The sequence below is a fragment of the Streptomyces sp. AK010 genome (assembly GCF_014207295.1).
GTDB lineage: Bacteria > Actinomycetota > Actinomycetes > Streptomycetales > Streptomycetaceae > Streptomyces > Streptomyces massasporeus.
In genome coordinates this window covers 96,532-117,108 of the sequence record NZ_JACHCX010000004.1, presented here as the reverse complement: position 1 = coordinate 117,108, position 20,577 = coordinate 96,532, and the positions used below count along the sequence as shown (strand labels likewise).

General features: G+C 72.0%; 18 protein-coding genes and 1 pseudogene. 15 read left to right on the top strand and 4 right to left on the bottom strand.

From position 1 onward, the window contains the following. Positions 1-270 precede the first annotated feature (270 nt). The 6 genes from HDC93_RS09290 (at position 271) to HDC93_RS09265 (ending at position 6,977) form a co-directional block, all read left to right on the top strand. Entirely contained in the window at positions 271-594 is a 324-nt protein-coding gene (locus tag HDC93_RS09290; RefSeq protein WP_003977346.1) for an integration host factor, read from the top strand. 58 nt (positions 595-652) lie between these two features. Beyond that, complete coding sequence (gene gmk / locus HDC93_RS09285; protein WP_097215518.1) at positions 653-1,246, top strand: guanylate kinase; 594 nt, start codon at positions 653-655, stop codon at positions 1,244-1,246. Between the two features lie 68 nt (positions 1,247-1,314). Beyond that, positions 1,315-1,587, top strand: a complete 273-nt coding sequence (gene rpoZ, locus HDC93_RS09280; protein ID WP_003988945.1) for a DNA-directed RNA polymerase subunit omega — start codon at positions 1,315-1,317, stop codon at positions 1,585-1,587. 114 nt (positions 1,588-1,701) lie between these two features. Beyond that, on the top strand, positions 1,702-2,904 hold the full coding sequence (gene coaBC, locus HDC93_RS09275; protein ID WP_185009077.1) for a bifunctional phosphopantothenoylcysteine decarboxylase/phosphopantothenate--cysteine ligase CoaBC: 1,203 nt from the start codon (positions 1,702-1,704) through the stop codon (positions 2,902-2,904). Positions 2,905-3,141: 237 nt separating this feature from the next. Continuing rightward, complete coding sequence (gene metK, locus HDC93_RS09270) at positions 3,142-4,350, top strand: methionine adenosyltransferase (RefSeq protein WP_185009075.1); 1,209 nt, start codon at positions 3,142-3,144, stop codon at positions 4,348-4,350. 473 nt (positions 4,351-4,823) lie between these two features. Continuing rightward, positions 4,824-6,977 carry a primosomal protein N' gene (locus tag HDC93_RS09265; protein ID WP_185009073.1) on the top strand — a complete coding sequence of 718 codons (2,154 nt, stop codon included), beginning with the start codon at positions 4,824-4,826 and terminating at the stop codon, positions 6,975-6,977. Positions 6,978-7,108: 131 nt separating this feature from the next. Here the strand turns inward: HDC93_RS09265 and HDC93_RS09260 are convergent, their stop codons facing one another. After that, positions 7,109-7,660 carry a hypothetical protein gene (locus HDC93_RS09260; protein WP_185009071.1) on the bottom strand — a complete coding sequence of 184 codons (552 nt, stop codon included), beginning with the start codon at positions 7,658-7,660 and terminating at the stop codon, positions 7,109-7,111. Between the two features lie 337 nt (positions 7,661-7,997). Between HDC93_RS09260 and fmt the strand changes: the two genes are divergently transcribed. Both fmt and HDC93_RS09250 read left to right on the top strand, forming a co-directional pair. Further along, entirely contained in the window at positions 7,998-8,930 is a 933-nt protein-coding gene (fmt, locus tag HDC93_RS09255) for a methionyl-tRNA formyltransferase (RefSeq protein WP_185009069.1), read from the top strand. A gap of 152 nt (positions 8,931-9,082) precedes the next feature. Next, positions 9,083-10,501, top strand: a complete 1,419-nt coding sequence (locus HDC93_RS09250) for a transcription antitermination factor NusB (RefSeq protein WP_185009067.1) — start codon at positions 9,083-9,085, stop codon at positions 10,499-10,501. Here HDC93_RS09250 and HDC93_RS09245 read toward each other — a convergent pair. Next, complete coding sequence (locus tag HDC93_RS09245; protein ID WP_185009065.1) at positions 10,482-12,623, bottom strand: MMPL family transporter; 2,142 nt, start codon at positions 12,621-12,623, stop codon at positions 10,482-10,484. The two genes, HDC93_RS09250 and HDC93_RS09245, sit on opposite strands and share 20 nt — an antisense overlap. A 163-nt stretch (positions 12,624-12,786) precedes the next feature. On the opposite strand from HDC93_RS09245, the gene rpe reads away from it, so the two are divergent. The 3 genes from rpe to HDC93_RS09230 all read left to right on the top strand — a co-directional run bounded on the left by rpe (position 12,787) and on the right by HDC93_RS09230 (position 14,946). Further along, positions 12,787-13,473 (top strand): ribulose-phosphate 3-epimerase, encoded by a 687-nt coding sequence (rpe, locus tag HDC93_RS09240; protein WP_030843203.1) that lies wholly within the window; start codon positions 12,787-12,789, stop codon positions 13,471-13,473. Between the two features lie 78 nt (positions 13,474-13,551). Then, positions 13,552-14,595, top strand: coding sequence for a sugar-binding transcriptional regulator (locus HDC93_RS09235; protein ID WP_185009063.1), 1,044 nt, complete (start codon positions 13,552-13,554; stop codon positions 14,593-14,595). 3 nt (positions 14,596-14,598) lie between these two features. Then, positions 14,599-14,946 carry a barstar family protein gene (locus HDC93_RS09230; RefSeq protein WP_185009061.1) on the top strand — a complete coding sequence of 116 codons (348 nt, stop codon included), beginning with the start codon at positions 14,599-14,601 and terminating at the stop codon, positions 14,944-14,946. Between the two features lie 28 nt (positions 14,947-14,974). Here the strand turns inward: HDC93_RS09230 and HDC93_RS09225 are convergent, their stop codons facing one another. Both HDC93_RS09225 and HDC93_RS09220 read right to left on the bottom strand, forming a co-directional pair. Further along, the gene (locus tag HDC93_RS09225; protein ID WP_185009059.1) at positions 14,975-15,364 is read right to left on the bottom strand and encodes a hypothetical protein; all 390 of its coding nucleotides are present in this window, start codon (positions 15,362-15,364) and stop codon (positions 14,975-14,977) included. 271 nt (positions 15,365-15,635) lie between these two features. Next, positions 15,636-15,926: pseudogene (locus tag HDC93_RS09220) on the bottom strand (MFS transporter); the annotation flags it as partial. A 468-nt stretch (positions 15,927-16,394) separates the two neighbouring features. Here HDC93_RS09220 and HDC93_RS09215 point away from each other — a divergent pair. From HDC93_RS09215 to HDC93_RS09200, 4 genes are all read left to right on the top strand, one after another. Beyond that, positions 16,395-17,861 carry a GuaB1 family IMP dehydrogenase-related protein gene (locus HDC93_RS09215; RefSeq protein ID WP_185009057.1) on the top strand — a complete coding sequence of 489 codons (1,467 nt, stop codon included), beginning with the start codon at positions 16,395-16,397 and terminating at the stop codon, positions 17,859-17,861. 239 nt (positions 17,862-18,100) lie between these two features. Beyond that, positions 18,101-18,271, top strand: a complete 171-nt coding sequence (locus HDC93_RS09210) for a hypothetical protein (protein ID WP_185009055.1) — start codon at positions 18,101-18,103, stop codon at positions 18,269-18,271. Positions 18,272-18,548: 277 nt separating this feature from the next. Beyond that, positions 18,549-20,018 carry an amino acid permease gene (locus HDC93_RS09205; RefSeq protein ID WP_185009054.1) on the top strand — a complete coding sequence of 490 codons (1,470 nt, stop codon included), beginning with the start codon at positions 18,549-18,551 and terminating at the stop codon, positions 20,016-20,018. Positions 20,019-20,028: 10 nt separating this feature from the next. Further along, positions 20,029-20,481, top strand: coding sequence for an Lrp/AsnC family transcriptional regulator (locus HDC93_RS09200; RefSeq protein WP_185009052.1), 453 nt, complete (start codon positions 20,029-20,031; stop codon positions 20,479-20,481). Positions 20,482-20,577: the final 96 nt, after the last annotated feature.

Sequence of the window (20,577 nt, the reverse complement as noted above, 5' to 3'; positions counted from 1 at the left end):
CAGACCTTACCGCGAGACCTCCGATGAGTGGTCAGGGGCCCGCTTGAGTCTGAATACATCCTCAAATCCGGGGCAGTATGTCCTAAATGTCCGTCCAGATGAAGGCTGACCAGGACTTTCCCGCTGTTCTCGCTGACTCTGGCGGACTTGCCCGCTAGTCTCCGACGAGAGAACGGGCAAGCGTGTGTTGCTCGTGACTCCCCAGGTGTGGGGCGACTAGGTTCCTCACCGGTCCGTATCCGACAGTTCGACATCCGAGGTGACGTAGGCGTGGCTCTTCCGCCCCTTACCCCTGAACAGCGCGCAGCCGCGCTCGAAAAGGCCGCCGCGGCTCGCCGGGAGCGGGCCGAGGTCAAGAATCGACTCAAGCACTCCGGCGCCTCCCTTCACGAGGTCATCAAGCAGGGCCAGGAGAACGACGTCATCGGCAAGATGAAGGTCTCCGCCCTCCTCGAGTCGCTGCCGGGCGTGGGCAAGGTCCGCGCCAAGCAGATCATGGAGCGACTCGGTATCTCCGAGAGCCGCCGCGTGCGGGGCCTCGGTTCCAACCAGATCGCCTCCCTGGAGCGTGAGTTCGGCAGCACCGGCTCCTGAACCGGGCGCTGCGGGGAAGCGAGTCCCGGGCACTCCGCGATTGCTGGATAATCGCTGCATGGCTGCAACACCCCGGGGGACGACCCCCGTACCCCCGGACGTACGTCCGCGGCTGACCGTGCTCTCCGGCCCCTCCGGGGTCGGCAAGAGCACGGTCGTCGCCCATATGCGCAAGGAACACCCCGAGGTCTGGCTCTCCGTGTCGGCGACGACACGCAAGCCCCGGCCCGGCGAGCAGCACGGAGTCCACTACTTCTTCGTCTCCGACGACGAGATGGACAAGCTGATCGCCAACGGGGAACTGCTGGAGTGGGCCGAGTTCGCCGGCAATCGCTACGGCACGCCGCGAGCGGCCGTGCAGGAGCGCCTGGAGAACGGCGAGCCCGTGCTTCTCGAGATCGACCTCCAGGGCGCTCGCCTGGTCCGTGAGTCGATGCCCGAGGCCCAGCTGGTGTTCCTGGCTCCTCCCTCCTGGGAGGAGCTCGTGCGCCGACTCACCGGGCGGGGCACCGAACCGCCCGAGGTGATCGAGCGCCGGCTGGAAGCGGCGAAGATCGAACTCGCGGCCGAGCCGGAGTTCGACACCACCCTGGTCAACACCTCCGTCGAGGACGTGGCTCGCGAGCTGCTAGCCTTGATGGACGTCGTGTGACCATCGCCGATCGTTACGGTCGGCCGATCAGCCCGACAGATTCTTTCCCATCCATCGGAAGGTAGAGCGTGTCCTCTTCCATCTCCGCGCCCGAGGGCATCATCAACCCGCCGATCGACGAGCTCCTCGAGGCCACCGACTCGAAGTACAGCCTCGTGATCTACGCGGCCAAGCGTGCCCGCCAGATCAACGCGTACTACTCGCAGCTCGGCGAGGGTCTCCTCGAGTACGTCGGTCCCCTCGTCGACACGCACGTCCACGAGAAGCCGCTCTCGATCGCCCTCCGCGAGATCAACGCGGGGCTCCTGACGTCCGAGGCCGTCGAGGGCCCGGCGCAGTAAGTAGGATCTACAGCTTGACGCTGACTTGTCCACAGGCCCGGCAGGCCGACTGCCGGGCCTGTGGTGTGTCATGGAGTCGTACGGTGTGCCGGTTGCCGAGGTCCGGGGAGAGACGTGGACAAGCCGAAGGTCGTTCTGGGGGTCAGCGGGGGCATCGCCGCGTACAAGGCCTGTGAGCTGCTGCGGCGGCTGACGGAGTCGGGCCACGACGTGCGTGTGGTGCCCACCGCCTCCGCGCTGCACTTCGTCGGCGCCGCGACCTGGTCCGCGCTCTCCGGCCACCCGGTCTCCACCGAGGTGTGGGACGACGTGCACGAGGTCCCGCACGTCCGCATCGGGCAGCACGCGGACCTGGTCGTCGTCGCCCCGGCCACCGCCGACCTGCTCGCCAAGGCGGCCCACGGCCTCGCCGACGACCTCCTGACCAACACGCTGCTCACCGCCCGCTGCCCGGTCGTCTTCGCCCCCGCCATGCACACGGAGATGTGGGAGCACCCGGCCACCCAGAAGAACGTGGCGACGCTGCGCCGCCGCGGCGCCCTCGTCCTCGAGCCGGCCGTGGGCCGCCTCACCGGCGTCGACACCGGCAAGGGGCGGCTGCCCGACCCGGGCGAGATCTTCGAGGTCTGCCGCCGCGTGCTGGCCCGGGGCGTCACCGAGCCCGACCTCGCGGGCCGGCATGTCGTGGTCAGCGCCGGTGGCACCCGTGAGCCCCTGGACCCCGTCCGCTTCCTCGGCAACCGCTCCTCCGGGAAGCAGGGCTACGCCCTTGCCCGTACCGCCGCCGCCCGCGGCGCCCGCGTCACACTGATCGCGGCCAACAGCACCCTGCCGGCCCCGGCGGGCGTCGACGTCGTGCCGGTCGGCACCGCCGTGGAGCTGCGTGAGGCGGTGCTGCGGGCCGCCCCCGACGCCGACGCCGTGGTGATGGCGGCCGCCGTGGCGGACTTCCGCCCGGCGGCGTACGCGGCGGGGAAGATCAAGAAGAAGGACGGCCAGGAACCGGAGCCGGTCACCCTGGTGCGAAATCCGGACATCCTCGCGGAGATCTCCGGGGACCGGGCCCGCACCGGACAGGTGATCGTCGGCTTCGCCGCGGAGACGGACGACGTCCTCGCCAACGGCCGCGCCAAGCTCAAGCGCAAGGGCTGCGATCTGCTCGTCGTGAACGAGGTGGGGGAGCGCAAGACCTTCGGTTCCGAGGAGAACGAGGCGGTCGTGCTCGGCGCCGACGGCAGCGAGACCGCGGTGGCGCACGGACCCAAGGAAGCCCTGGCCGACACCGTGTGGGACCTGGTGGCCGAGCGCCTGCGCTGATGCCCCGGACGCCGTGCACGCCCTCGAAAGCCGGTCGATCCGGGCGTGGCGCCTCTGGCCAACGTCGCTCGGCATTGGGCAGAATGCCCGTGCCGCAGGTCACAGCACTCCCGAGTGGCGAGACAGGGGGCCCGTGGCCGAAGCGTGACCCGTAAACTGTTCCACGGACGGCGCCGGGTGCAGCCCCCGCCGTCCGCCAATGATCAGCCAGCAGCCGCTGCAACCCCAGGGAGCGTTGTGTCCCGTCGCCTTTTCACCTCGGAGTCCGTGACCGAGGGTCACCCCGACAAGATCGCTGACCAGATCAGCGACACCATTCTCGACGCGCTCCTGCGCGAGGACCCGTCCTCCCGGGTCGCCGTCGAGACCCTGATCACGACCGGCCTGGTGCACGTGGCCGGCGAGGTCACGACCAAGACGTACGCGGACATCGCGACGCTGGTCCGGAACAAGATCCTCGAGATCGGCTACGACTCCAGCAAGAAGGGCTTCGACGGCGCCTCCTGCGGCGTGTCGGTGTCGATCGGCGCGCAGTCCCCGGACATCGCCCAGGGTGTGGACACGGCGTACGAGTCCCGTGTCGAGGGCGACGAGGACGAACTCGACAAGCAGGGTGCGGGCGACCAGGGCCTGATGTTCGGCTACGCGACGGACGAGACGCCGACGCTGATGCCGCTGCCGATCTTCCTGGCCCACCGCCTGTCGAAGCGCCTGTCCGACGTGCGCAAGAACGGCACGATCCCCTACCTGCGTCCGGACGGCAAGACGCAGGTCACCATCGAGTACGACGGCGACAAGGCGGTCCGCCTGGACACCGTCGTCGTCTCCTCGCAGCACGCCTCGGACATCGACCTGGACTCGCTGCTCGCTCCGGACATCAAGGAGTTCGTCGTCGAGCCGGAGCTGAAGGCGCTCCTGGACGAGGGCATCAAGATCGACACGGAGAACTACCGTCTCCTGGTCAACCCCACCGGCCGCTTCGAGATCGGCGGCCCGATGGGCGACGCCGGCCTGACCGGCCGCAAGATCATCATCGACACCTACGGCGGCATGGCCCGCCACGGCGGCGGTGCCTTCTCCGGCAAGGACCCCTCCAAGGTCGACCGCTCCGCTGCGTACGCGATGCGCTGGGTCGCGAAGAACGTGGTCGCCGCCGGTCTCGCCACCCGCTGCGAGGTCCAGGTCGCGTACGCGATCGGCAAGGCCGAGCCGGTGGGTCTGTTCGTCGAGACCTTCGGCACCGCCAAGATCGACACGGAGAAGATCGAGAAGGCGATCGACGAGGTCTTCGACCTCCGCCCGGCCGCCATCATCCGCGACCTCGACCTGCTCCGCCCGATCTACTCCCAGACCGCCGCGTACGGCCACTTCGGCCGCGAGCTCCCCGAGTTCACGTGGGAGCGGACGGACCGCGTGGACGCGCTGCGCACGGCCGCGGGGCTGTAAGTCCCGTCCTTCAGGACATCGCGTGAGGCCCGGCACCCTTCGGGGGGCCGGGCCTCGCCGTTCTCTCCGGGCCTCGCCGTTCTCTCCGGGCCTCGCCGTTCTCTCCGGGCCTCACCGTTCCCGCCGGGCCTCACCGTTCCCGCCGGGCCTCGCGTCGCCCGCTCCGCCTCGCGCGGGCCGCTCCCGCCTCTTGCCGGGTCCGTCCCCGCCTCGCGCGGGCCGTTCCTGCCCTGAGGGCCTTCAAACGGCTCGCGGGCGGTGGCGGGCGCTCTCCACGGTGGAGAGCGCCGGGGCGCCCGGTGCGCAGGTGACGGATACTTCTGGGCTCGAAGCAGCCCCCGCGGGTTCGAATCCCGCCGCCGGCCGGGCTGAGCCCGGTGGCGTGGCCGAGTGGTCCAAGGCGAGTGCGCGCCGTCACCGCGAGGGAACTCGGGCGCCTCCGCTTGTCAGTGGTGTTTGGTAAGAATGCAAGCGTGAGCAGCGAGAACGAACAGGCGGGCGGCGGGGCGGAGGGTGCCCCGCCCGAGCAGCTCGCGCTCATCCGGGACAGCGTGCGCAAGGCCAAGACGCCCCGCGCCAAGCCGCGGACCTGGCGGGGGGCCGCGCTCGCCAAGGAACTGCCCGTCGCGCGCGTCCTCGTCGACAAGGGCGTGCTCCATCTCGACCGGTACTTCGACTACGCCGTGCCCGAGGAACTGGACGCGGACGCCCAGCCGGGCGTGCGGGTGCGGGTCCGGTTCGGGGCCGGGCGGCATCGCGTGCGCGAGGGACGGCGCGAGGGCGGAGGGCTGATCGACGGGTTCCTCGTCGAGCGGCTGGCCGAGTCCGGCTACTCCGGCCCGCTGGCCGCCCTCGCCCAGGTCGTCTCGCCCGAGCAGGTGCTCAGCGCGGAACTGCTGGGTCTGGCCAGGGCGGTCGCCGACCGGTACGCGGGCAGCCTCGCCGACGTCCTGCAGCTCGCCGTACCGCCGCGCAACGCACGGGCCGAGCAGCGGTCCTCACCCGACCCGCTGCCACCGCCCCCGGCGCCGGAGGCGGGCTCCTGGCAGCGGTACGAGCGGGGGGCGGCGTTCCTGGAGTCCCTGGCCTCCGGCGGGGCGCCCCGGGCTGTGTGGAACGCGCTGCCCGGTCCGCAGTGGAGCGAGGAGCTGGCCCGGGCCGTCGCCGCGACGCTGGCCTCCGGGCGCGGGGCGCTCGCCGTCCTGCCCGACGGCCGGGCGGTCGCGCGGGTCGACGCCGTGCTGACCGCGCTGCTGGGAAAGGGGCGGCACGCGGTGCTCACCGCCGACGCCGGCCCCGAGAAGCGGTACGCGCAGTGGCTCGCGGTGCGGCGTGGCTCCGTACGGGCCGTGATCGGGACGAGGGCCGCGATGTTCGCACCCGTCCAGGACCTCGGCCTGGTCGCCCTCTGGGACGACGGCGACGACAGCCACAGCGAGCAGCACGCCCCGCAGCCCCACGCCCGGGAGGTGCTCCTGCTGCGGGCCGCGCTGGACAAGTGCGGCTTCCTGCTGGGGAGCTGGGGCTGCACGGTGGAGGCCGCACAGCTCGTCGAGAGCGGCTGGGCCCGGCCGCTCGTCGCGGGACGGGAGCAGGTGCGGGCCGCCGCTCCGCTGGTACGGACCGTCGGGGACCAGGATCTCGCCCGGGACGAGGCCGCCCGGGCCGCCCGGCTGCCGACCCTCGCCTGGCAGGCCGTCAGGGACGGGCTGCGGAGCGGACCGGTGCTGGTGCAGGTGCCCCGCAGGGGGTACGTGCCGCGCATGGCCTGTGTCAACTGCCGGGCGCCCGCGCGCTGCCGGCAGTGCGCCGGGCCGCTGGAGGCGCCGGACGGCTCCGCCCTGAACTGCGGCTGGTGCGGGCGCGAGGAGAGCGGCTGGCACTGCCCGGACTGCGGATCCTTCCGCCTGCGCGCCTCGGTCGTGGGGGCGCGGCGGACCGCCGAGGAACTCGGCCGGGCGTTCCCCGCCGTGCCGGTACGCACCTCGGGGCGGGAGCACGTGCTCGACACGGTGCCGGGGGCCCCCGCACTGGTCGTGAGCACACCGGGTGCCGAGCCCGTTGCCGAGGGCGGGTACGCGGCGGCGCTGCTGCTGGACGGGTGGGCCATGCTCGGGCGGCCCGATCTGCGGGCCGGGGAGGACGCGTTGCGGCGGTGGATCGCGGCCGCGTCCCTCGTCCGGCCGCAGTCGGCCGGCGGCACGGTGGTGGTCGTGGCCGAGCCGACGCTGCGGCCCGTGCAGGCGCTCGTCCGCTGGGATCCCGTCGGACACGCGGTGCGGGAACTCGCCGAGCGGTCCGAGCTGGGGTTCCCGCCGGTGTCGCGGATGGCGGCCGTGTCGGGCCCCGCGGAGGCGGTGGCCGACTTCCTCCGGGCGGCCGAACTGCCGCCCGAGGCCGAGGTGCTGGGGCCGGTGCCGTTGCCCGTCCCCGCCGCCGGGCGGCCTCGGCGGGCCGGGGCGCCGCCGCCGGGGGAGCAGTGGGAGCGGGCGCTGCTGCGGGTGCCGCCGGGCCGGGGGGCCGCGCTGGCCGCCGCGCTCAAGGCCGCGCAGGCGGCGCGGATGGCCAGGGGGAGCGGAAGCGGCGCAGGTGTGTGGGTGAGGGTCGACCCGGCCGACATCGGCTGATCCGCGGGCGGTGGTCGAGGACCCTGCGGCGATCCGCGCAGGGCGGTGGTGGGTGTCTGCCGGTGTCGGGTGTCGCCCGGAGACGCGGCTGCCCTCCCGGAGGCGTCCCGGGAGGGCAGGGAGAGGTCGCGTCAGCCGTTGCGCGGGCCCGGGAAGGCCGTGGGCCGCGCCTCGTCGCGGAGTACGGGGCTGCCGGCCGTCGGCTGCGTGGGCATCGAGCGCGCCGCGGGGACCGTCGGGACCGTGGGCAGACCGGTGGTCACATTGACCGCGCGGCCGCCCGCAGGCGTCGGCTCCGGCGTACGCTCCGGCTCCGGCACGGCCGACTGGGCCGTGGCACGGCGGGCGCCGTAACGGCGGTGGACCGCCTGCTTGGTGACTCCGAGGGCGGAGCCCACCGCGTCCCACGAGAAGCCGAGTGAGCGGTCGAAGTCCACGGCCGCCGTCACCAGGGTCTCGACACTGTCCCGCAGCTCCTGGGCGAGACGTACCGTCGGGGCTGGGGCGCGTCCGTAGACGACGAAGCCCGTGGAGGGGCCGGAGCGGCGTGGGCGGTAGACGTTCCCCAGCTGGGCGGTGAGGGTGCGCAGTGCGTCCGCCTGCCGGCGGACCCGCTCGATGTCCCGCACCAGCAAGTGCAGGCTGGCCCGAGCCTGGGCGTCGTGGGTTGCGTGGTCGGCCATGAACAAGCCTCTCGAACCGGCGTTGAAAGGAATGGGCCGCGATCGCGGCCCGTTGTGGTCAACTCTGTCTTGACCAACGCGGATTCGCTCCGCTGGTCACGGTGTGGGGGCGCGGGGGCATATGCGTGCGCCCGTTTGCGCGGGGTGTGCGCCTCGGCCCACGGCCTTCGCCGCTCGTCTCCCGCCCGCGCACCGCCCGTGGCAGCCGGTCAGGAGGCCGAGCTCTCCTGTGGGGGCTGATGAGGGGGCTGAGCGCCGCCCGCGGCTTTCCGTCCCGGGCTCATAGACTTGGGCGCTGCCCGTCCACGTTCCCGCCCCGAGAGGCCCCCACCACCCCATGAAGCTCGTCTTCGCCGGTACACCCGAGGTCGCCGTTCCCGCTCTGGACGCTCTGCTCGCCTCCGGGCGGCACGAAGTGGCCGCCGTCGTCACGCGGCCCGACGCGCCGGCCGGGCGCGGACGCAGGCTCGTCGCGTCGCCCGTCGCCGAGCGGGCGGAGGAGGCCGGAATCGAGGTGCTGAAGCCCGCGAAGCCGAAGGACCCCGGATTCCTGAAGCGTCTGCGGGAGATCGGGCCGGACTGCTGTCCCGTCGTCGCCTACGGGGCGCTGCTGCCCCGGGTCGCCCTCGACATCCCCGCGCAGGGCTGGGTCAATCTGCACTTCTCCCTGCTGCCGGCCTGGCGCGGTGCCGCGCCCGTGCAGCACGCCATCATGGCCGGCGACGAGATCACCGGTGCCTCGACGTTCCTGATCGAGGAGGGGCTCGACTCCGGGCCGGTGTACGGGACGGTGACCGAGCAGATCCGGGCCACCGACACCAGCGGGGATCTGCTGACGCGGCTGGCGTTCGCCGGTGCCGGGCTGCTCGTGGCGACCATGGACGGGATCGAGGACGGCACGCTGAAGGCCGTGCCGCAGCCGGCCGACGGGATCAGCCTCGCCCCGAAGGTCAACGTCGAGGACGCGCACCTCGACTTCGGCGCGCCCGCGCTGCGCGTCGACCGGATGGTGCGGGGCTGCACCCCGGCCCCCGGCGCCTGGACCACCTTCCGGGGCGAGCGCCTGAAGCTCATCCAGGTCGCCCCCGTGCCCGACCGGACGGACCTCGCCCCGGGGCAGATCGCCGCCGGGAAGAACAACGTCCACGTCGGCACCGGCTCGTACGGCGTCGAGCTGCTGTGGGTGCAGGCCCAGGGCAAGAAGCCGATGCGGGCGGCGGACTGGGCGCGCGGGGTGCGGATCGTCGAGGGCGAGCGGCTCGGCGGCTGACGCCGACGCGGGGCCGAGGACCGAGGCGGTACGGGACCTGGACCCGGCGGAGAGGTTCCCGCCGGCGCTCGCGCTCCGTGGCGGGTTTCGTGCCGCTCCCGGCGGCGTAGGCTGGACGGCGCACTTCATCTCACCCCCGGAGCACCTTTTTCGTGAGCGAACAGCCCCGTCGAGCCCGCACGTCAGGCAAGCCCTACCGCCGGCCCAAGAAGGACCCCGTCCGCATCCTCGCCTTCGAGGCGCTGAGGGCCGTGGACGAGCGGGACGCCTACGCCAACCTCGTTCTGCCGCCCCTGTTGCGCAAGGCGCGCGAGAAGGACGACTTCGACGCCCGGGACGCGGCGCTCGCCACCGAGCTGGTGTACGGGACGCTGCGGCGGCAGGGGACGTACGACGCGATTCTGGCGTCGTGTGTGGACCGGTCGCTCCGCGAGGTCGACCCGCCGGTGCTGGACGTGCTGAGCCTCGGCGCGCATCAGCTGCTCGGCACGCGCATCCCGACGCACGCGGCCGTGTCCGCCACCGTCGAGCTCGCGCGGGTGGTGCTCGGCGACGGGCGGGCCAAGTTCGTCAACGCCGTGCTGCGCAAGGTCGCGCAGGACGATCTCGACGGCTGGCTGGAGCGGGTCGCACCGCCTTACGACGAGGATCCCGAGGACCATCTCGCCGTCGTGCACTCGCACCCGCGCTGGGTCGTGTCCGCGCTGTGGGACTCCCTCGGCGGCGGGCGGGACGGCATCGAGGAGTTGCTCCGCGCCGACAACGAACGGCCCGAGGTGACCCTGGTGGCACGGCCCGGGCGGGCCACCCCGCAGGAACTGCTCGACGAGGACGCCGCCGTGCAGGGGCACTGGTCGCCCTATGCCGTGCGGCTGACCGAGGGCGGGGAGCCGGGCGCCATCGCGGCCGTGCGGGACGGGCGCGCGGGCGTGCAGGACGAGGGCAGCCAGCTCGTCGCGATCGCCCTCGCCAACGCGCCCCTGGACGGACCCGACCGGCGCTGGCTGGACGGGTGCGCGGGACCCGGCGGCAAGGCCGCGCTGCTCGGTGCGCTCGCCGCGGAGCGAGGGGCCCTGCTCGTCGCCTCCGAGAAGCAGACTCATCGCGCGGGCCTCGTCGCGAAGGCGCTGGACGGCAACCCGGGGCCGTACCAGGTGATCGCCGCGGACGGGACGCGTCCGGCGTGGCGGCCCGGCAGCTTCGACCGGGTGCTGGTCGACGTGCCGTGCACCGGCCTCGGCGCGCTGCGCCGCCGCCCCGAGGCGCGCTGGCGGCGCCGCCCGCAGGACCTGGAGGGCTTCGCGCCGCTCCAGCGCGGCCTGCTGCGCACCGCCCTGGAGTCCGTGCGGGTCGGCGGTGTCGTGGGCTACGCGACCTGCTCGCCGCACCTCGCCGAGACCCGGGCCGTCGTCGCCGACGTGCTCAAGCAGCACCCGGACACGGAGCTCGTGGACGCCCGGCCGCTGCTGCACGGCGTACCGGACCTGGGCGACGGGCCGGACGTGCAGCTGTGGCCGCATCTGCACGGGACCGACGCGATGTATCTGGCGCTCATTCGTCGGACCGGCTGACCCCCGCTCCCACGGCCGTCCGGTCGGGCGCCCCGCCGTCGTGGTGCGCCAGCCGGTGCGGCCACCACACCTTCGGCCCGATGTCCAGGAACAGTGACGTCACCAGGACCGAGCGGACGATGAAGGTGTCGATGAGGACGCCGAGGGCGACCGTGAAACCGATCTCGGCGAAGGCGACCATCGGCAGGGTGCCGAGGGCGGCGAAGGTGCCGGCCAGGACCAGGCCGGCGGAGGTGATGACCGCCCCGGTGGCCGCGAGGCCTGTGATGACGCCCGGTCTGGTGCCCTGGCGGGTCGCCTCCTCGCGGATGCGGGTGGTCAGGAAGATGTTGTAGTCGATGCCCAGGGCGACCAGGAACACGAAGACGAACAGCGGGAAGTCGGTCGCCTCGCCCGCGTAGTCGAAGATGTACCGGAACGCGAGCGCGCTGATGCCGAGGGCCGCCGCGAACGACAGGATCACCGTCCCGATCAGCAGCAGCGGGGCGATCAGGGCGCGCAGCAGGCCGCACAGGATCAGCAGGACGACCACCAGCACCAGCGGGATGATCAGCACGTTGTCGTGCGTGGTCGCCTCGTCCATGTCCAGCAGGGCCGCCGTACCGCCGCCGACCTTGGCGTCGGCGTCCGGCACCGCGTGCACGGCGTCCCGCACCCGCTCCACCGTCTGCTTGGCGGCCTCGCTGTCCGCCGGGGCGGTCATGGTGGCCTCGAAGAGGACCTTGCCCTCGAAGGCCGGTCTGGTGCCGGGTGGCAGACCGAGTGACTGGGGGACCACGCCCTGCGTCCCGGCGACCGCACGGCCCACCTGCACGGCCTGCGCCTGGTTGCTGACGATGACCAGGGGGTCGCCACTGCCCGCCGGGAAGTAGCGCGCCGACACCTCCTGCCCGGTGATCGAGTCCGGTTTCCCGGTGAACGCGTCCGCGTTGCCGATGCCCTCCGCGCGCAGCTGGATCAGGCCCAGCGAGCAGACCGCCAGCGCGAGCGCCGTCGCGGCCCAGATCATCCGCGGGCGACGGGCCATACGGCGGCCCGTGCGGGCCCAGACGCCGCTCTCGGTCGGGTCGGGACTGCCGTAGTGCGGGACGACCGGCCAGAAGATCCAGCGGCCGAAGATCACCAGCAGGGCCGGGAACAGGCTCATCATCGCCACCAGGGCGACGGCGACGCCGATCGCGGCCACCGGGCCCAGGCCGCTCGTGGAGTTCATCTCGGCGGCCAGCAGCACCAGCATGCTCAGCACGACCGTCGCGCCGGAGGCGAGCACGGCCGGGCCGGCGCGGTGCAGGGCCAGGGCCATCGCCTCGTGCCGGTCCTCGTGCCGGCGCAGTTCCTCCCGGTAGCGGGCCACCAGCAGCAGGGCGTAGTCGGTCCCCGCCCCGAAGACCAGCACCGTGAGGATTCCGGCACTCTGACCGTTGACCGTCAGGCCCCCGTGCTCGGCCAGCAGGTAGATCAGCGCCTGGGCGGCGAACAGCGCGCAGACGACCGCGACCAGGGGGACCAGCAACAGCGTCAGGCTGCGGTAGGTGATGAGCAGCATGACGATGACGACGGCCATCGCCGAGAACAGCAGGGTCGAGTCGATGCCCTCGAAGGCCTCCGCGAAGTCCGCGGACGTGCCGCCCGGGCCCGTGATGTGCACGGTCATCCCGTCGACGCCCGTACCGACGTCGTCCCGGATGGAGTCCACGGCGGGTGAGATCCGCTCCCAGCCCTCCTCGTCCATCATGATCGGCACGAAGACCTGGGCCGCGCGCGGATCGGCCGGCCGGTCGAACACCGGCCCCCGCGTCTGCTCCCCGATGATGCCGTGGTCGCTCAGCTGCTTCAGCTGCCGCACGTCCTCGGCGATCACCGCCCGGTCCTGCGCCGTCAGGCCGCTCTCCCGCGCGTAGATCACCACCGCCGGGATCTGCTCCGGCCGGAAGTCCTCGGAGATCTGCAGCACCTGCGTCGACTCCGCGGACCCCGGCAGCCACGACGCGGCGTCGTTGTCCTGCGCGTCGGTGAGCTTCATGGCGAACGGGGCGGCGATGAACAGCACGACCACCCACAGGCCCAGGACCAGCCACTTGGCCCGCCGCCCGCAGACGAGATGAGCGACACCCTGCTTCATGACGGCCCCCTCAGCGGCAGCGCCCCTCAGGGGCGCGGGGCAGTGACATCGGCGGCTCCGCCGGGCGGGCGCGATCAGCCACGGACGGTCCGCACCCGACGAACCACCCTGGCCATCCGGGACCGATGCCCACAACCCCTGGAGGGCATGGCAGTCTTAGGACATGGCCGCGCAGATCAACCCCAGCATTCTGTCCGCAGACTTCGCCCGCCTCGCGGACGAGGCGAAGGCCGTGGAAGGAGCCGACTGGCTCCACGTCGACGTCATGGACAACCATTTCGTCCCGAACCTCACGCTCGGCGTGCCGGTCGTAGAGTCGCTGGCCCGCGCGACGGACACCCCGCTGGACTGCCATCTGATGATCGAGGCCCCCGATCGGTGGGCACCCCAGTACGTGGAAGCGGGGGCCGGTTCGGTCACCTTCCACGTCGAGGCCGCCGCGGCTCCCGTCCGGCTCGCCAGGGAAATCCGCGCCAAGGGCGCCCGCGCCTCCATGGCGCTGAAGCCCGCGACCCCCATCGAGCCGTACGAGGACCTGCTCCCCGAGCTCGACATGCTGCTGATCATGACGGTCGAACCGGGCTTCGGGGGACAGGCCTTCCTCGACATCATGCTTCCGAAGATTCGCCGCACCCGCGAGTTGATCAGCAAGCACGGACTGGAGCTCTGGCTCCAGGTCGACGGCGGAGTTTCCGCTTCCACGATCGAGCGGTGCGCGGACGCCGGAGCCGACGTCTTCGTGGCCGGATCGGCGGTCTACGGGGCAAACGACCCGGCCCAGGCGGTACGTGCACTACGCACACAGGCCGAGGCGGCCACGGCGAAGGCCTCCTGGGCCTGCGACCACTGAGCCACAGCAAAGTGAACGGCTCTCATCAGGGCTGATCAACCGCGCCACATCTGCAAGGATGAACGGCGAATCCAGAGTGTGAACAGCAGTGAGGAGATCGCCGTGTCGGGTATGTCGGCGGGCCGGTCAGCCATGCGGATGGGACCCGCTGAGCTGGTGCAGGCGGCGGCCATGGCCCGCCGCTTCTACCTCGAGGGCAAGTCCAAGATCCAGATCGCGGAGGAGTTCGGCGTCAGCCGCTTCAAGGTGGCCCGGGTCCTGGAAACCGCCCTCGAACGGGATCTCGTACGTATCGAGATCCGTGTGCCTGCCGAGCTGGACGCCGAGCGCTCGGACGCGCTCCGCGCCCGCTACGGCCTCAGGCACGCCGTCGTGGTCGAGTCTCCGGCCGAGGCCGAGGAGTCGCCCGACCCCGAGAACCTGGGAGAGGTGGCCGCCGACCTGCTCGGCGAACTGGTCAACGAAGGTGATGTGCTGGGCCTGGCCTGGGGCCGCTCCACCATCCACATGGCGGCGGCGCTCGACCGGCTGCCCCCGTGCACGGTGGTGCAGCTGACGGGCGTGTACGACGCCGGGACCGCCGAGCGCGGCTCGGTCGAGGCCGTACGCCGCGCCGCCCAGGTGTCCGGCGGCGACGCCCACCCCATCTACGCGCCGATGCTGCTGCCCGACGCGGCCACGGCCACGGCGCTGCGCAACCAGACCGGGATCGCCCGGGCCTTCGAGCACTTCGACAAGGTCACGGTCGCCTGTGTCTCCATCGGCTCCTGGGAGCCGGGCATCTCCACGGTGCACGACATGCTCAGCGACGAGGAGCGCGCGCACTACGCCTCGCTCGGTGTCGCCGCCGAGATGTCCGCGCACCTCTTCGACGCCGACGGCCGCCGGGTCGGCCGGGACCTGGGCGAGCGGTGCATCACCGTGAAGGCCGACCAGCTCCGCCGGATCCCCGAGGTCGTGGCGATCGCGGGCGGGCAGCGCAAGGGGCCGGCGATCGACGCGGTCCTGCGGTCCGGGCTCGTCACCAGCCTGGTGACGGACACGTCGGCCGCGGACTACCTGATGACGGCCGGCCCGGCACCGAAGTCCGCGCTCAACCGGTCCGACCCGGACGGGGTCTGACAGGTGGCCGGCCAGGCGCACGACGTGCACGACCCGGCGGGCCGGATCGTGCTGGTCCTGGATCTGGACGGGGTCACGGACAAGGCGGGCCTCATGGACCGCTGCGCCCGCGACCTGGCCCTGCCCGACTGGTTCGGCCGCAACTGGGACGCGCTGGCCGACAGCCTCGCGGACCCCACGGTCTGGCCCGAGGGCGCCGCGGCCAAGGGGCTGCTGATCGTCGTACGCGACTGGCAGCGGTACGCCGGGACGCACGCGGACGAGTGGGAGATCGCCCGCGAGGTCTTCGGCGAGGCGGCGGGCCGGGCGCCCGCCCTGACCGTCACCCTCGCCCCGGGCGGCTCCGGCTGAGGTCCGCGGGCCTGGCCCGACAGCGCCTCTAGCGCGTCTTCGGCGCGGTCATGCCGTCGAGGAGGAGCTGCAGGATCTGCTGCAGCTCCTCGGCCAGTGTCCCGGTGGTGTCGGGCGACCGGCTGGCCCAGCGGTAGAGGGCGCCGAGGTAGACGTCCCGCAGCACGTTGCCCACGCCGATGGGCGACATCCCGGGGTTCAGCTCGCCCTGGCCCACCCCGCTGTCGACGATCTCGGCGAACACCTCCGCGACATACGGCTCCTCCAGGATCGGCCGGCCCGCCTTGACCCAGGCCGTGAGCATGGCCGTGGTGAGCCGTGGCTCCTCCTGGTTGATCCGCACCAGGACCGCCATGCACTGCTGCAGCCGGGCGATCGAGCCGGGAGTGAACGTGCCGCTCTCTTCGAGGCCTGTCATGCAGGCGGTGCCGGAGCTGCGAGGCCATGAGGGAGTCGAGCCCGAGTTCACGCAACGACCGGCGCTCGTCGAGGTCCGATGCGGGCATGCCCAGCAGCGCCGCGGAGATCTCGACCAGCGCTTGCGCGGGGTCCTGGGGGCGGGGGTGGTCGTGCGGGCCGGCCTCCCGGGGCGGGGATGGCGGCACCCGGCCGGAGCCGGGGGCAGCAGGCCGGTGAGGAAGCCGGCTCCCAGCGGTTCCGCGACCTTCCTGACCAGGCTGGTGAGGGGCGCCGCAGCCGTACGCGCGCCGTGCGCCGACCCGGTCCGAGAGCGAGCCGGCCGACAGCATCAGCGCCGCGAACATCAGGGTGTAGCTGTCCGCGACCCACTGGAGGCCGGACAGTGAGCCGCCCAGGTCGTTGCCCACGGCGGGCAGGGCGACATTGACGCCGGAGACGTCGAGTGTGATCACGAAGAAGCCGAGGACGGCGGCGGCCAGGGCGGCCCTGGCCGAACCCGCCGGTTCCGGCTCACCCCGGATACCCGTACTCCCGTCGGTTCCGGACTGCGTCGCGCTCATCGTGCACTGCTCCTCTCGTTGTGTCGTCCCTGCCGGGACTCGTCTGTGTGCCGTCCCTGCCGGGACTTGTCCGTGGGGCGCCCGGCGAGAACAGAACGTCGAACATGGAATCGAACGTATAACAGCGCAGAAGTCGTGCGTCGGCAACGAATCAATCGGCGTTCGTGACCTGCCAAGTGCCCATTCCGAGAAGTCGATCGGAGGGGTGTGGCGAAGGTGAATTCGAGGTACAACCACCCGGCAGGCACGAGAATTACCGTGCCGCATTCGGAAGTGGGCCCGCCAGCTGTGCCGCGTGCAGCAAGTTGTTGTGCACCTAGCTGCACGGGTAACGTTTCGTCGTAAGGCAGGTGCCTGTCCCGGCTCGGGAGCCCCCGTACCCTCCTCGGAGGATTACATGATCACGGGGGCGTTTCCTTGTGTCTTCGTGGGAGTGACCTGCGTGATTTCGTGTGGAAATGTGAGGCTATGCGCTTCATCGAGGCCGGTACCGGTCGCTACGTAGAGTCATCCCCGGTGTCGTACGACCTGACATACGACGACGTGTTCATGGTGCCCAGCCGCTCCTCGGTGGGCTCGCGGCAGGCCGTCGACCTCAGCTCCCCGGACGGCACGGGCACCACGATCCCGCTCGTCGTCGCCAACATGACCGCCATCGCCGGGCGCCGCATGGCCGAGACCGTGGCGCGCCGCGGCGGCCTGGTGGTGATACCCCAGGACATCCCGAACGACGTGGTCACCGACGTCGTCTCCTGGGTGAAGAGCCGGCACCTGGTGCTGGACACCCCGATCATCCTGTCGCCGCACCAGACGGTCGCCGACGCGCTGGCCCTGCTGCCCAAGCGGGCGCACAACGCCGGTGTGGTCGTCGACGGCGACCACAAGCCGGTCGGCGTGGTCACCGACGCCGACCTGTCCGGCGTGGACCGTTTCACGCAGCTCGCCGAGGTCATGTCCCGGGACCTGCTGCTCATCGACGCGGACATGGACCCGGGCGAGGCCTTCAACACCCTCGACCACGCCAACCGCCGCTACGCCCCCGCGGTCAACCAGGACGGCACGCTCGCCGGCATCCTGACCCGCAAGGGCGCCCTGCGCGCCACGCTCTACCAGCCGGCCACCGACGCACAGGGACGGCTGCGCATCGCCGCCGCCGTCGGCATCAACGGCGACGTCGCCGGCAAGGCCCAGCAGCTGCTGGACGCGGGCGTCGACGCCCTCGTCATCGACACGGCGCACGGTCACCAGGAGTCGATGATCAGCGCCCTGAAGCTGGTGCGCGACCTCGACCCGCAGGTGCCGATCGTCGCGGGCAACGTGGTCGCCGCCGCGGGTGTGCGCGACCTGATCGAGGCCGGTGCGGACATCATCAAGGTCGGTGTCGGCCCCGGCGCCATGTGCACCACGCGCATGATGACCGGCGTCGGACGGCCGCAGTTCTCCGCCGTCCTGGAGTGCGCCGCCGAGGCGAAGAAGTACGGCAAGCACGTGTGGGCCGACGGCGGTGTCCGTCACCCCCGTGACGTGGCCATGGCCCTCGCGGCCGGTGCGTCCAACGTGATGGTCGGCTCCTGGTTCGCCGGCACCTACGAGTCCCCCGGCGACCTGCAGCACGACGCCCAGGGCCGCGCCTACAAGGAGTCCTTCGGCATGGCGTCCGCCCGGGCCGTGCGCAACCGCACCTCGGAGGAGTCGGCGTACGACCGCGCCCGCAAGGCGCTTTTCGAGGAGGGCATCTCCACCTCCCGGATGTTCCTCGACCCGTCCCGGCCGGGCGTCGAGGACCTGATCGACTCGATCATCGCGGGCGTCCGCTCGTCCTGCACCTACGCCGGTGCGGGCTCCCTGGAGGAGTTCGCCGAGAAGGCCGTCGTCGGCATCCAGAGCGCCGCCGGCTACGCGGAGGGCAAGCCTCTGCACGCCAGCTGGACCTGACGCCCCGAAGCGCCTTCGTACGGCCCCCGTTCACCCGCCACGCGGGACAAGCGGGGGCCGTTTCGCGTGCGAGGGCCCTGCCGTCGGCGCATGGAGATCGCCCGGTGCGGCACCGAGGACGTCGAGGCACTGGAGCGCCACATGCCGTCGCACAGCGCCGACGGCAGTCACGCCACCCGCTCGCGCGGCAGCGGGCGGGGGAGAGCACGTATCCGATCGAGGGGCGGGAGGGCAGTCCGGTGGGCCACCCGGAGATTCGCTGGACCGGACGCGGGGCGCCGCAGGTGCAAGCCGCTTCTCCGGGGTGCCCCGAGATCAACGGCCTCTTCGGCCGGCCCGCCGCGCTCCGCTGCCAGGGCGTCGCCACCGCGCTGGTGCACACCGTCGGGCGGCTGCCGCCGACGGTGTAACGACAGGAGCGGGCGGATTCCTGCGTGCTCCTCGTGAAGGCCCTCTGACGCCCCGGATGCAACACTCGACAGCCGCCCCGCAACGAACACCCGCCCATTCCCCGGTAACGCAATGATCTTGCACGTATGCGCAAGGTTGCTGCATTTCACCAGCAACGCCGATGCTCGTAGGCTGTCGCCTCGTACGTGGCGTGGCGGGGACTCCGCTCGGTGGGTCCCTGCTCAAGGGTGCCCGCGGTCCCCGCCGCCCTGACCGGCAGCGATAAGGAGCCAGCGCGTGCTCGACCAAGGCGCACCCCCGCAGAACCCAGGCCCCACGGCGGCCTCCGCACCCCCCGGCCTGGGCGCGCGCCTCATGCGCCGCAAACCGGTGGAACGCCTGGTCGCGGAGGGTGGCCAGGGCGAGGGTGGGTCACTGCGCCGCACCCTCGGGTTGTGGCAGCTGACCATGATCAGTATCGGCGCCACGCTCGGCACCGGCATCTTCGTGGTTCTCGGCGAGGCCGTTCCCAAGGCGGGCCCGGCCGTCACCCTCTCCTTCGTGATCGCCGGTCTTACGGCCCTGTTCTCGGCCCTGTCCTACGCCGAGCTGGCCGGCACCATCCCGGTCTCCGGCTCCTCGTACTCGTATGCGTACGCAACGATGGGCGAGTTGATCGCCTGGATATGCGGTTGGTGCCTGGTCCTGGAGTACGGCGTGTCGGTGGCCGCCGTCGCCGTCGGCTGGGGCGAGTACCTCAACGAGCTGCTCGACGGCACCATCGGCGTCACCATCCCGGCCGCCCTGTCCGCCCCGCCCGGTGACGGCGGCGTGTTCAACCTGCCCGCGCTGATCGTCGTGCTCCTCGCGATGGCGTTCCTGCTGGGCGGCGCCCGCGAGTCCGCCCGCGCCAACACCGTCATGGTCGTCGTGAAGATCGCCGCGCTGGTGATGTTCTGCGCCATCGGCGTCCAGGGCTTCCGCTCCGGCAACTACGAGAACTTCATGCCGCTCGGCATGGCCGGCGTCAGCGCCGCCGGTGCCACGCTGTTCTTCTCCTACATCGGTTTCGACGCCGCCTCCACCGCCGGTGAGGAGGCCAAGAACGCCCAGCGCGACCTGCCGCGCGCGATCATGCTGTCGCTGGTCATCGTCACCGCCCTGTACGTCCTCGTCGCGGCCGTCGCGGTCGGCGCCAAGCCCTGGAAGGGCTTTACCGACTCCGAGGCCGCCCTCGCCCAGATCATGCGCGAGGTCACCGGGCAGACCTTCTGGGGCACGCTGCTGGCCTTCTGCGCCGTCATCGCCATCGCGAGCGTGGTGCTGACCGTGCTGTACGGCCAGACCCGCATCCTGTTCGCCATGTCCCGCGACGGTCTGGTGCCGAAGGTGTTCGCCCGGGTCCACCCGAAGACCGGCGCGCCCCGTGCCAACACCCTGATCGTGTCGCTGTTCTGCGGTGTGCTGGCCGCCGCGATCCCGCTCGGGCAGCTCGCCGACGCCACCAGCATCGGCACCCTGTTCGCCTTCGCGCTGGTCAACGTGGCCGTCGTCGTGCTGCGCCGGACCAAGCCGGACATGCCGCGCACCTTCCGGGTGCCGCTCTCGCCGGTCCTGCCCGCGCTGGGCTTCGCCTTCTGCGTCTGGATGATGGGCAGCCTGTCGACCGTGACCTGGGTGGTCTTCGGTGTCTGGATGGCCGCCGGGCTCGTGTTCTACTTCCTGTACGGCTACCGCCGGTCCCGACTCGCACCATCCGAGAAGTGAACGACCCACTGTGCTGAACGATCTCGACGAACGCATCGTGCACGCCCTCGCCGAGGACGCCCGCCGCTCCTACGCCGACATCGGCTCACTCGTCGGCCTGTCCGCGCCCGCCGTGAAGCGGCGCGTGGACCGGCTGCGGGCCACCGGAGCCATCACCGGCTTCACCGTACGCGTGGACCCGGGCGCCCTCGGCTGGGCAACCGAGGGGTTCGTCGAGATCTACTGCCGCGGGAACACCTCCCCGGAGACCATCCAGCGAGGCCTGGAGCGCTACCAGGAGGTCGTGGCCGCGTCCACCGTCACCGGGGACGCGGACGCGATCGCCCAGGTCTTCGCCTCCGACATGCGGCACTTCGAACGGGTCCTGGAACGGATCGCCGGCGAGCCGTTCGTCGAGCGGACCAAGTCCGTGCTCGTGCTCTCGCCGCTGCTGCGGCGCTTCTCGTCGGGTTCGCCCACGTAACTCCGTGGCCCGGCGCACCCGACACCCCTAGCCTGGGTGTCATGACCTGGCGACATTGATCCACCAGCCGTGCCTCCCGAGGACCGCCTCGGCCGC